14 protein-coding genes and 1 pseudogene are annotated in these 12,138 nt (G+C 55.4%); all 15 read left to right on the plus strand.

Features of this window, described 5'->3' with window-relative positions:
• Positions 1–99: 99 nt before the first annotated feature.
• The 15 genes and pseudogenes from MIH18_RS03710 (at position 100) to phnK (ending at position 12,119) form a co-directional block, all read left to right on the plus strand.
• Positions 100–468, plus strand: a complete 369-nt coding sequence (locus MIH18_RS03710) for a VOC family protein (protein WP_249008526.1) — start codon at positions 100–102, stop codon at positions 466–468.
• A gap of 68 nt (positions 469–536) precedes the next feature.
• Entirely contained in the window at positions 537–890 is a 354-nt protein-coding gene (locus MIH18_RS03715) for a YkgJ family cysteine cluster protein (RefSeq protein WP_249013961.1), read from the plus strand.
• 43 nt (positions 891–933) lie between these two features.
• On the plus strand, positions 934–1,173 hold the full coding sequence (locus MIH18_RS03720; RefSeq protein WP_249008968.1) for a CDGSH iron-sulfur domain-containing protein: 240 nt from the start codon (positions 934–936) through the stop codon (positions 1,171–1,173).
• Between the two features lie 145 nt (positions 1,174–1,318).
• Entirely contained in the window at positions 1,319–2,197 is an 879-nt protein-coding gene (locus MIH18_RS03725; RefSeq protein WP_249013962.1) for a DMT family transporter, read from the plus strand.
• Positions 2,198–2,211: 14 nt separating this feature from the next.
• Positions 2,212–2,421, plus strand: a complete 210-nt coding sequence (locus tag MIH18_RS03730) for a hypothetical protein (protein WP_249008523.1) — start codon at positions 2,212–2,214, stop codon at positions 2,419–2,421.
• Between the two features lie 146 nt (positions 2,422–2,567).
• Positions 2,568–4,190 carry a sulfatase-like hydrolase/transferase gene (locus tag MIH18_RS03735; RefSeq protein WP_249013963.1) on the plus strand — a complete coding sequence of 541 codons (1,623 nt, stop codon included), beginning with the start codon at positions 2,568–2,570 and terminating at the stop codon, positions 4,188–4,190.
• A gap of 121 nt (positions 4,191–4,311) precedes the next feature.
• The gene (gene phnP, locus MIH18_RS03740; protein ID WP_249008521.1) at positions 4,312–5,076 is read left to right on the plus strand and encodes a phosphonate metabolism protein PhnP; all 765 of its coding nucleotides are present in this window, start codon (positions 4,312–4,314) and stop codon (positions 5,074–5,076) included.
• Positions 5,077–5,172: 96 nt separating this feature from the next.
• Positions 5,173–5,931, plus strand: a pseudogene (gene phnC / locus MIH18_RS03745) (phosphonate ABC transporter ATP-binding protein); the annotation flags it as partial.
• Between the two features lie 143 nt (positions 5,932–6,074).
• Positions 6,075–7,085 carry a phosphonate ABC transporter substrate-binding protein gene (phnD, locus tag MIH18_RS03750; RefSeq protein WP_249008519.1) on the plus strand — a complete coding sequence of 337 codons (1,011 nt, stop codon included), beginning with the start codon at positions 6,075–6,077 and terminating at the stop codon, positions 7,083–7,085.
• An 89-nt stretch (positions 7,086–7,174) separates the two neighbouring features.
• The gene (gene phnE, locus MIH18_RS03755) at positions 7,175–7,981 is read left to right on the plus strand and encodes a phosphonate ABC transporter, permease protein PhnE (RefSeq protein ID WP_249008518.1); all 807 of its coding nucleotides are present in this window, start codon (positions 7,175–7,177) and stop codon (positions 7,979–7,981) included.
• Between the two features lie 32 nt (positions 7,982–8,013).
• Positions 8,014–8,526: a phosphonate C-P lyase system protein PhnG gene (gene phnG, locus MIH18_RS03760; protein ID WP_249013965.1), complete on the plus strand. Its 513-nt coding sequence runs from the start codon at positions 8,014–8,016 to the stop codon at positions 8,524–8,526.
• Positions 8,527–8,529: 3 nt separating this feature from the next.
• Positions 8,530–9,183, plus strand: coding sequence for a phosphonate C-P lyase system protein PhnH (phnH, locus tag MIH18_RS03765; protein ID WP_249008516.1), 654 nt, complete (start codon positions 8,530–8,532; stop codon positions 9,181–9,183).
• 1 nt (position 9,184) lies between these two features.
• On the plus strand, positions 9,185–10,387 hold the full coding sequence (locus MIH18_RS03770; protein WP_249008515.1) for a carbon-phosphorus lyase complex subunit PhnI: 1,203 nt from the start codon (positions 9,185–9,187) through the stop codon (positions 10,385–10,387).
• Positions 10,384–11,313, plus strand: a complete 930-nt coding sequence (locus tag MIH18_RS03775; RefSeq protein WP_283164107.1) for an alpha-D-ribose 1-methylphosphonate 5-phosphate C-P-lyase PhnJ — start codon at positions 10,384–10,386, stop codon at positions 11,311–11,313. The genes MIH18_RS03770 and MIH18_RS03775 overlap by 4 nt, the downstream gene beginning before the upstream one ends.
• Positions 11,310–12,119: a phosphonate C-P lyase system protein PhnK gene (gene phnK, locus MIH18_RS03780; RefSeq protein WP_249008514.1), complete on the plus strand. Its 810-nt coding sequence runs from the start codon at positions 11,310–11,312 to the stop codon at positions 12,117–12,119. The genes MIH18_RS03775 and phnK overlap by 4 nt, the downstream gene beginning before the upstream one ends.
• Positions 12,120–12,138: the final 19 nt, after the last annotated feature.

Below are 12,138 nucleotides of genomic sequence, written 5' to 3' on the forward strand. Positions count from 1 at the left end.
AGCGGCAAATGAATCTTGGCTTGTTACGTCTTCGCTTTCCCTCGACAATACCTCAGCTCTGGGCAACACAGTCCATTCGCATTTTATACGGGAGTTAGTATGTTCAGTCACATTATGGTTGGTGCAAACGACGTTCAGGAATCAAAGATTTTTTACGATGCAATTCTTGGTGCTCTAGGGTACGAGCCCGGCCTGGTGGATGACAAAGGGCGCTGCTTTTATAGAACGAACAGCGGCACCTTTGCGATTGGGAAGCCCATTGATGGCGCGCCCGCTTGCCATGGTAACGGCACCACCATCGGCTTTTCTGCAGAAAATTCCGCAACCGTTGATGCCTGGCACTCCGCCGGCACTGCTAATGGTGGTACGTCATGCGAAAACCCACCCGGCCTTCGCGGGGCAGCCAACTTATACATTGCCTACTTAAGAGATCCCTCGGGCAACAAAATCTGCGCGCTACATCGATAGAATGGATTTTTTTGAACCACAGCAGGTTTTTGAAACACAGTTTATGTTTGGGTAAATGGCGGGTATAGATGTATAAAAATCGAGATATTATTGCGCGTCTGCGTGAGCAGATTCCATCGTTCGAGTGTGTGGCGGGTTGTCACGATTGTTGCGGGCCGGTAACGACGTCTTCGGAAGAAATATCGCGCCTGCCTGTAAAAAGTGACGCCGAACATGAAGCCGCATTAGGTGACCTGAGCTGTGTGCACCTTGGCCCCAATGGTTGTACAGTTTACGGGGAGCGCCCTTTAATCTGCCGGTTGTTTGGCACAACACCCAGTATGCCCTGCCCTAACGGTCGTCGCCCCGACGTCATGATTGGCGCCAAAGTTGAGCGCCAGATCCATCACTACATTGCCAATACGCGGCAGGTATTGGTGTAGACTCTGTGCGGTATGTTCATTCGATCATTGAGAGAGAATAATAATGACAAAAGCCATTCGAGCATCTGATACGCCTTACGCAGTGGAAGTGGAATCTGGTAAAAATTACTTTTGGTGTGCTTGCGGTAAAAGTGCAAAACAGCCTTTTTGCGACGGCTCTCATAGTGGCTCAGATTTTAAACCTGTGAAATACGCGGCGTCAGAAACTAAAAAAGTATTTTTTTGCGGCTGCAAATTAACAGCGTCGCAACCACTGTGTGATGGCAGCCACAAGCAGATATAACAATCCCGTCAAACTCATTCGCGGCGCTCGCCGGAGCACACACTTTTTGGCGCGCAGTGCCCTCTCGCCAGCAAAAAAATGCTCCTTATTGGAGTAACAGACAGGCTGGCGTAGTGGCAACGAGCAGTCAGATAGAGCGTTTCTTATGCGAATAATCATTCTGACAACCCTCGCCATGATTGCCTTTGCGAGCAATTCGGTACTGGCCCGGATGGCCTTGAAACACACGGATATTGATGCTGCGAGCTTCACGACGATCCGTTTAATTTCCGGAGCGATTGTTCTGTTGCTGGCCGTGGGGATCAGCAACCGGCCCAGCGGCGGCAGCGGAAGCTGGTGGTCTGCGGCGGCTTTATTTGCCTACGCGGCGGGCTTTTCATTTGCCTATGTGAGCTTGCCCACGGCCACGGGCGCACTGCTGTTGTTCGGCGCAGTTCAAGCCACAATGATTGTTTACGGTTTGTGGGTAGGAGAACGCCTATTCAAGCTGCAATTAGCCGGCCTTGCGCTCGCTTTTGGCGGGCTATTGGTGTTGTTTCTGCCTGGTTTATCAACAACACCGCCATTGACCAGTTCCCTGTTGATGTTGGCAGCCGGAGTTTTCTGGGGTGTTTATTCTCTGCGCGGCAGAGGCGCAGGCGATCCCGTTCGCATAAGCGCCGGGAACTTTACGCGCGCCCTTGTCTTTACGGTCGTTTTAAGCATTTTCATGGTAAGCCGGCTTTCTTTGGATGTTGCGGGCATCTGGTACGCAATTACCTCAGGTGCGCTCACGTCCGGGCTAGGGTATGTTGTATGGTACATGGTAATGCCCATGCTAAAAGCCACGAACGCAGCTATCATACAGCTCAGTGTTCCCGTGATTGCAGCCGCAGGCGGCATTGTTTTTTTGGACGAATCCATCACCTTGCGATTGGCGTTGGCTTCCGCTGCCATTCTCGGCGGAATCGCGCTGGTCATTATTCGAAAACATCCTGCTCAGGTTACCCAACAAGATATTGGAAAACACTTTAATGCTAAATAACAGAAATGATTATAATGGCCAATAAAGAATTTATTTATCAGCGCATTCGTATTTATGTTGGCAAAGACTTTGACCCAGCTGTTGATGGCCAAGTGGAAAATATTTTACGTTCTAAATTCAACATTCACTTGCCCCAGAGAACGTCTCTGAATGATTCTCTAGCATCATCGAAAAGTGATCATGAAATTGTTGGTCTTATTTTGCAGTATCGTACAGTTAGCTAATGGCTATGTGCCATGCGGCTAAATACTTGAACGACATTTCACACACTTAGCAATCCGAAAACCCCGCCTCATGCGTATCTGTTTTTTATCGATATCGAAACAGGGCACCCCACCAGCGGGCGCCCTTTCTTAAAGGAAGTCCCCTTTTGAAGCGTTTTGCGCTCACGTTGTTGCTGTTTAATGGTTTGTTGCTGGCGTTACTGTTGCCGCGCTACCCATGGATTCCCTGGGTTGCCGCCGAGGCGCTAATGGTATGTGCGGTGTTTAGCCTGTTATCGCCCTCTTTATTTAGCCGGGTGCTGGCCGGCGTGGTGGGTACGCTGTACGCCGTGTTGGCGTTATTTACGCTGAGCGATTTGCTGATTCGCCAAAGTCTTGGGCGGGGACTCAACCTTTATCTGGAACTGGGAGTGGTCGGTTCTGTGGTCGATCTGATGCTAAGTAACCTCGGCACTGGCCTTTCATTGCTGATACTACTGGGTTTGCTACTGGCATTTTGCGGATTGGCGTTGTGGGTAGGCAAACTGCTGAGTCGCCTTGCCGGAGGCCTGCACTCTAATTTTGGCAAAGCGGCTTTTGCCACCGGTTTGCTGGTGGTGGCGGTGTCATTTGTGCCGCAGTCGGTGGTAAGCCTTAGCGCTGCGCAGCTAGCAACCCACCAGATACAGCTGGCTATCGACACCCGTCGGTCAACGGCTGAGTTCAGCCAGAGTTTGGCGAACGATCCGGCGGCAGGAAAGCCTGTGGCGCTGCCCGGCCTGGCCAGCATCGATGTGATTTTTGGGTTTATCGAATCCTACGGTATCTCCAGCCTCGCAGACGACCGCTTTAAACACCTTATCGGGCCCCGTCTCGACAAAATGGAAGCCGCCGTTAGCGCAGCGGGCCTGCATATGGTGTCTGGCCGTTTGCGTTCACCGGTGCAAGGTGGGCAATCCTGGCTGGCGCACGCCACGCTATTAAGCGGTCAGTGGATTGATACCCAGCTGGACTACGAGATTTTGCTAGCCAGCCACTACCCCACACTGATAGACGATATGGCGGAAACCGGCCACGATACCGTCGCGGTGATGCCGGCAATTACCCAAAATTGGCCAGAAGGCCAGGCATTCGGCTACAACCGTATTTACGAATCCACCACCATGGATTACCAGGGGCCCCCGTTTAACTGGGTGACTATGCCGGATCAGTACACTTGGTCCTGGTTTCAGCAGAGCGTTCGTGAACAAGCTGCTGGGCCGATGTTTGCAGAAGTGGCTCTGATTAGCAGCCATGCTCCCTGGGTGCCTATTTTACCGGTGCTGGACGATTGGGACAGCGTTGGCAACGGCACGGCGTTCAATCAATGGAAAGGCGCTGGCGAAACACCTGCCAGCCTGTGGCGAGAGCCTAATCGAGTTCGTGAACACTACGCCCTGGCTATCGATTACGCGTTGAACGTGGCAACAGGCTATGCAACGCGCCATGTGGATGAGAATACCCTGCTGGTGCTGTTAGGCGATCACCAGCCGGCACCACTGGTGACCGGCGAAGGCGCCAGCCGGGACGTTATTGTTCACGTGATCAGCGGCAATCCGGCATTACTTGCGCCATTCCTTGCGATCGGAGACAACGGCGGAGGATTACCCGGGTTTCAAACGGGTGCAAAACCGGACTTGAATCAGGATGGCCCCAGCATGGCAAGCTTCCGCCCTTTCATGCTTAGAGAATTTGGCCGCGCGCTCGTAAAAACTGAAGTGGCGTCCGTGGAAAGTGGTGAGCAACCGTAAATAGGGACACCTGTTTCTGACTGTCACATTTGTTTAACTCTGAAGGGTTATCATCACCGCTTATTCTATGGTCTGGAAACCATGAGGCCTGTCCGGGCCCTGACCCTTCCGGGAGCATCCGATGCGGATAACCTTTTTAGGAACGGGCGCAGCCGGTGGCGTACCACTTTACGGCTGTCGTTGCGCGGCCTGTTCCGTCGCCAAAATGAATGCAGCCTTTGCGCGCGAGCCCTGCTCCGCCCTGATCGAATCCGGAACCACCCGCATTCTGATTGATGGCGGCCTGATGGATCTGCACAAACGCTTTGCTCCCGGCGAGTTGGACGCCATTGTGCTGACGCATTTTCACCCTGACCATGTTCAGGGGCTGTTTCACCTGCGCTGGGGCAAGGGGCCAAGTATCCCCGTGTTCATGCCGCCTGACCCTGACGGCTGCGGCGATCTGTTCCGCCATCCTGGCATACTCGATTTCAACCCCCAAAAAGCGTTCTCTGCGTTTGGAGTCGGGGGGTTAAAGGTCACACCTGTGCCGCTGATTCACTCAAAGCCCACCTTTGGCTACGTCTTCGAAGTTACCGGTGGGCCCACGTTTGCCTATTTGACCGATACCCGCGGCCTACCCCATGACACCCAGCACTTTTTACAAACAATGAAGCCTGATGGGCTGGCAATAGACTGTTCCTTCCCGCCGTCTGATCAGCCGAAAGGCCATAACGACTGGACCATGGCCCTGGATTGCATTGAAGCTGTAAATCCAGACCGCGCATGGCTCATCCACATCAGCCACGAGGTGGATAGCTGGCGCCAGAGCACGAATCCGAACTTGCCGAATCGTATAAAGGTTGCCCAGGATGGGGACCGGGTAGATTTCACACTCCCGTCTTAAAACCTTCAACTACCTGTCATCTAAACGACATCGAATCGTCACAGCCGCCAGAGACACTACCTGCACACGTTGGAAACACGACAGGATAGGCGATCTATGGATCCCGAAATTCAGGTTCAAGGTTTATCAAAGACGTTTGGCAAAAACAAACGCAAGGATAAAGCCCTCAAGAACATCAACCTTTCCATTGAATCCGGCGAGATGGTGGCCCTTATCGGCCCCTCCGGTTCTGGCAAGTCCACGCTCCTTCGGCACCTGGCCGGGCTGAGCTGCGGCGATGAAGACAGCGGCGAAATTCGCGTACTGGGACAAATCGTGCAATGCAACGGACGGCTGTCACCGGACGTCCGAAGAACGCGGGCGCGAATAGGCTATATCTTCCAGCAGTTCAACCTTGTGGGCCGCATGAAGGTAATGACCAATGTGCTCACCGGCGCCTTGGGCCGCGTGCCCGGTTGGCGTGGATGCCTCGGTTTTTTCAATGCTGAAGAAAGAGCCCTGGCCCTAAAATGCCTGAACCGCGTCGGCATGGATCTGTGGGCAACCCAGCGGGCATCCTGCCTGTCTGGTGGCCAGCAGCAACGGGTTGCCATCGCCCGCACACTTACTCAGAAAGCCGAAGTGATTCTTGCCGACGAACCCATCGCTTCGCTGGATCCTGAATCGGCCCGCCGGGTCATGGAAATTCTTGCCGACATTAATGACCAGGACGGACGCACCGTTGTGGTCACACTTCATCAAGTCGATTATGCCCGCGAATTTTGCCACCGAGCGGTAGCACTGAAGGCTGGCGAAATAGTGTACGACGGCCCATCCGCGAATCTGACTCCCGCGGTGCTGGCCAGTATTTACGGCACCACCTCTTTCGACATCGACGGCGAACCGGTCAAGAACCGAAAAATCCCCACACCCGCCAAAGGGTTTGCTCTGGCAGCCGCCGGCTGACTGGAAAACGGCCCTGTATTTTCACCAACACTTAAAAGCCAAAGGAAACAATTATGTTCAAACAATGGATAGGCCGCATGACCCTGGCGGCAGCCGTCACAGTGGGCGCCGCTGGCCTGCAGGCAGAGGAACTGAATACCCTCAATTTTGGTATCATTTCGACCGAATCTTCCAGCAATCTGAAAGGCGTCTGGGAACCTTTTCTTGAAGACATGTCTGCAAAGCTGGACATGGAGGTGAAAGGTTTCTTTGCACCGGATTATGCCGGCATCATCCAGGCAATGCGCTTCGACAAGGTCGACATTGCCTGGTACGGCAACAAGTCGGCCATGGAAGCTGTGGACCGTGCCGGTGGTGAAATTATGGCCCAGACCGTTGCAGCAGACGGCTCACCAGGCTACTGGAGCCTGATGATCGTTCACAAAGACAGTACCCACCTGAATACGGTCGCGGATGTTCTGGCCAACGCCAAAGACCTTACGTTCGGTAATGGCGACCCGAACTCCACCTCCGGTTTCCTGGTTCCCAGCTACTACATTTTTGCCAAAAATGGCGTCAATCCCAAAGAAGCCTTTAAGCGCACTCTAAACTCGAGCCATGAAACCAACGCCATGGCCGTGGCTAACAAACAGGTAGACGTGGCCACCTTCAATACCGAGAGCATGGCACGATTGCAGCTCACGTTTCCGGAAAAAGCGGACAACCTCAAAGTGATCTGGAAATCACCGCTGATTCCGTCTGACCCGCTGGTCTGGCGCAAAAACTTGCCGGCACAAACCAAACAGAAGGTCTACGACTTCCTGATGAGCTACGGCACTACCGGCGACGAAAAAGAATTGAAAATTCTGGCCGACCTTCAGTGGGCGCCCTTCCGTGCTTCCAGCAATGACCAGCTGATCCCCATTCGTCAGCTCGAAATGTTCAAGCAAAAAGCGGCCATCGAGAACGACATCCGTTACTCAGCACAGGAAAAGACCGAAAAGCTGGCTGACATCGAAGCCCAGCTGGCCGGTCTGGATCGTCGGCTTGCAGCGCTAGACGCTGCCCGCGAAGAGTCCAACTGACAAGCCTCAGGGCTGGCTTATACCGCCAGCCCTTTTCGCGCCAGAGAAGACCCCGGCACCTCCAGACGTAAACGCGACAGGCAGCTCTCATGCATAGCGCATCAACACACTCACATCTTCCCGAAGGCCAAAACAACCTGCTTTCACGGAACTGGGCGGCCTTGCTGGGCTGGGGCATCACCGGCGCCGTCCTGATCTGGGCCTGGGAAGGCGCCGAGATGAATCCGGCGGCTCTGATTGCCGACGGTAACAACATGGCCGTATTCGCCGCTGATTTTTTCCCGCCCGATTTTCATTATTGGCGGCTCTATCTAAGCGAGATGGTCACCACCGTACAGATTGCGATCTGGGGCACCGTGATGGCGGTCATTCTGGCCATCCCTTTCGGAATCATGTCCTCGGAAAATCTGGTGCCCTGGTGGGTCTGCCAGCCGGTTCGCCGCCTGATGGATTCGTTCCGCGCCATCAACGAGATGGTCTTTGCCATGCTGTTTGTGGTCGCTGTGGGGCTGGGACCGTTCGCCGGGGTCATGGCGTTGTTCATCCACACCACCGGGGTACTGGCAAAACTGTTTTCCGAAGCCGTGGAGGCCATTGACCCAGGGCCGGTAGAAGGTGTCCGAGCCACCGGCGCCAGTGGTCTGCAGGAAATCATTTATGGCGTTATCCCTCAGGTTCTGCCGTTGTGGATTTCCTATTCACTGTATCGATTCGAATCCAATGTCCGCTCCGCCACCGTTGTGGGCATGGTGGGCGCTGGCGGCATCGGCGTGATTCTCTGGGAGAGCATGCGCGGCTTCCAGTTCGCTCAAACCTGCGCGGTGATGATCATCATTATTCTGGTCGTGACCTCACTGGATATCACTTCTCAGTGGATCCGCAAACGCTTTATCTAGATAACTGACCCATCTACAGGAGAAAACGGCCCATGACCCATGCGCAGGCCTTTTCACAGGCCTTTTCACAGGACTCTTCACAGAACTCGTCACAAACTGCGGATTCCACGTCCGAGGTCGCTAATCGTCAATATTGGATGTCGGTATTGGCAAGAGCAGACCTTAATGATCTGGAGACTTACTGGCAGAACCTGGCAAACCGACCGACTTTCCGCCACCTGCGTAAACCGGAAATTGGCATGGCCATGTTGCGTGGCCGCACCGGAGGCACAGGTTCGCCCTTTAATCTCGGCGAAATAACGCTCACCCGATGTGTGGTGGAACTGGGTGGTGGTGCACAGGGCTTTGGCTATGTTACTGGCCGCAGCCGGCGCCACGCTGAACTGGCGGCACTGTTCGACGGGCTGATGTGCGAAAACAGCAGTAAACACGGCCCTGCATTGATACAGCCACTGCACGAGCAGTGGCTAGCTCGCCGTGAAGAAGTCTCTCGCAAAGCCGCCACAACCAAAGTTAACTTCATGACCATGGTAAGAGGGAGCTAACCGATGACCGCGACAAACGAAATTCATCCATTCGCCATGCCGGGGCTCTCACCAGCTCTCTCCTCAACATTCTCACTAGCCGGACTTTGCGCCGGATTCGACGATCCGGTACATCAGTCACAACAGGTTTTTCGTCGCGCGCTCACGGCGCTGTCTGAGCCCGGAACCGTGCAAAACGTGTCGGAAAGCCCAGCGCCTGAAGGCGCAAACATTGCTTCATACCAGCTTTGCCTGGCACTTCTGGACGCGGAAACACCCTTGTGGATCGCCCCGGCCCTAAGAACCGATGCCTTGGTGAGCGCGCTGCGTTTTCACTGTGGCTGTCGCCTTGTGGACGAGCCGGGCCAGGCAGAGTTTGCTCTGATATCAACTGATTTTGACGGCGATCTGACCCAATTTGCCCAAGGCAGCCATGAATACCCAGACCGCTCCACCACGGTTATCGTGCAGGTGGAGAGCCTGGATTCAGCCAGCACCTGGGTTCTGCGTGGCCCGGGGATCGATGGCATACGCAAGGTCGGCATCGCCGGTCTGGACCCGCGTTGGCCTGGCATGCTGGCCGATAATTGCAGTCGATTTCCTTGTGGAGTTGACCTTCTGTTCACCGCCGGAACGGCCCTGATGGGCCTGCCACGCACCACCCGAGTGGAGATATAGCATGTACGTAGCTGTCAAAGGCGGCGAAAAAGCCATCGATCAGGCCCACAGCTGGCTTGACGAAACCCGCCGCGGCGACACCTCGCTACCGGAACTAAGCGTTGCCCAGATTCGCCAGCAAATGGGGCTCGCGGTAGACCGGGTGATGGCCGAAGGCTCTCTTTACGACCCGGAACTTGCAGCACTGGCGCTCAAGCAGGCCAGCGGCGATGCCATTGAAGCCATATTCCTTCTGCGGGCCTATCGCACGACTCTGCCGCGTTTTCTCGCGTCTGTGCCAATGGAAACCAACACCATGGCTATCCAGCGCCGGATTTCCGCTGCCTACAAGGATCTGCCTGGCGGCCAGGTGTTAGGCCCGACCTACGATTACACTCACCGACTGCTGGATTTTACCTTGCTGGCCAATGGCGAGCGTGCCTCAGCACCACCCTCCGGCGACGAGACCATAGAAGACTGCCCGCGGGTACTGGATTTCCTCAACAGCGAGGGGCTGATTGAAAGCCCGCTGGCCAATAGCGGTCGCACTCAATCCGACGGTTCAGCCGAGTCAGAAGCGCCGGCCGATCTTACCCGCCAACCACTGGACTATCCCGCTGGCCGGGACCTGCGTCTTCAAGCCCTGGCCCGCGGCGACGAGGGATTCCTGCTGGCACTCGCCTACTCTACCCAGCGCGGTTACGGCCGCAATCACCCGTTTGCAGGGGAAATCCGCCAGGGCGAAGTGGCGGTGGAAATCGCACCGGAAGAACTGGGTTTTTCCGTTATTGTCGGTGACATTCAGGTTAGCGAATGCGACATGATCAACCAGTTTATCGGCACTGAAACCGAGGCACCACGCTTCACCCGTGGCTACGGCCTGGCGTTTGGCAATTCCGAGCGCAAGGCACTGGCGATGGCGCTGGTGGATCGCGCACTGCGGGCGCGGGAGCTGGGTGAGGACGTGGTTTCGCCGGCGCAAGACGAGGAGTTTGTTCTTGCTCACTGCGACAACCTCGACTCCTCGGGTTTCGTGTCTCATCTGAAGCTACCCCACTACGTCGATTTCCAGTCTGAGCTGGTACTGCTGCGACGGCTCCGCAAAGAGTTTGAACAACGCAAATCAGGCCGCCAGGGCCCAAAAGTTAACACCACATCCAAACCCGGCAACCAAGATGAGCCGAGCACGGATAACGAACAACGCCGTGAGGTGAAACAGGCATGACCAACGCAGCTCTTTACCACAACCCTGTTAGCCAGAATGACGGCCAGAATGACAGCCAAAGTAACAGCCAAAGTAACAGCACCGGCTATAACTTCGCCTACCTGGACGAGCAGACCAAACGGATGATTCGCCGATGCTTGCTGAAAGCCGTGGCGGTGCCCGGGTACCAGGTACCCTTCGGCGGACGCGAGATGCCGTTACCCTATGGCTGGGGCACCGGTGGCATGCAAGTCACGGCCACTATTATCGGTCAGGATGACGTTCTCAAAGTGATCGACCAGGGCGCAGACGACACCACCAATGCGGTCAGCATCAGGCGCTTTTTTGCCCGCACCGCCGGCGTTGCCACCACAGAATCTACCCGTGAAGCGAGCGTTATCCAGACCCGTCACCGGATACCGGAGACGCCGCTCAGCCACGGCCAGATACTGGTCTATCAGGTACCGATTCCCGACCCTCTGCGCTTTATCGAGCCGCGGGAAACCGAGACCCGAAAGATGCATGCACTGCAGGAATACGGGGTGATGCACGTCAAACTGTATGAAGACATTGCTCGTTTCGGCCACATTGCGACCACCTACGCCTACCCGGTCAAAGTCAACGGCCACTATGTGATGGACCCTTCGCCCATCCCCAAATTCGACAATCCCAAGATGCACGGCAGCCCTGCACTGCAACTGTTCGGCGCTGGCCGGGAGAAACGCATCTACGCTATCCCGCCGTTTACCCGGGTTGAAAGTCTTGATTTCGAGGATCACCCCTTCGAGATTCAGGGCTGGGACCAGACCTGCGAGTTTTGCGGATCGGACCATTCCTTCCTGGATGAAGTGGTGACAGACGATGAGGGCGGGCGCATTTTCATCTGTTCGGACACCGACTATTGCAATCAGCGCTTCGCGAACGGCGCCCGTCAGGAGGCTGTATGACGAACGCGGCAATGGCCATGACACAAGAGGCCTTGGCTGAGCCTCTGCTGAAGGTGAAAAATCTGCGCAAACTCTATGCCCCTGGCAAAGGCGTGGATGGCGTCGACTTTGAACTCTGGCCCGGCGAAGTACTGGGAATAGTGGGCGAGTCTGGCTCCGGCAAAACCACGCTGCTGCAATGCCTGTCCGGAATGCTGACACCAGACTCCGGACAGATTGAGTACACAGGCAAACAAGGCGATAAACTCGACATCTACAAAATTACCGAAAGCCAGCGCCGGCTTTTGCTGCGCACCGACTGGGGGATTGTTCACCAGCACCCCCGGGATGGCCTGCGGATGGGCGTAAGCGCCGGCGCCAATATTGGCGAACGATTGATGGCCATCGGTGAACGTCATTACGGCAACCTGCGTTCAACAGGGGAGGCCTGGCTGCGAGAAATGGAGATTGATACCGCCCGTATTGATGACCTGCCCCGCACGTTTTCCGGAGGCATGCAGCAGCGCCTTCAGATTGCCCGCAACCTGGTCACCCAGCCGCGCCTGGTTTTCATGGATGAACCCACCGGCGGGCTGGATGTTTCAGTTCAAGCCCGCCTGCTGGATATGCTGCGCAACCTGGTGGTAGACCTGGGCCTTTCTGTTGTGCTGGTTACCCACGACCTTGCTGTCGCCCGATTGTTATCCCACCGGCTCATGGTCATGCGTGGCGGCAAAGTGGTTGAGCAGGGTCTTACCGACCAGATACTGGATGACCCACAACACCCTTACAGTCAGTTGCTTGTGTCTTCGGTGTTGACCCCGTGACACCGCACTGTGATCGAAC

It is taken from the genome of Marinobacter sp. M3C (genome assembly GCF_023311895.1).
Taxonomy (GTDB): domain Bacteria; phylum Pseudomonadota; class Gammaproteobacteria; order Pseudomonadales; family Oleiphilaceae; genus Marinobacter.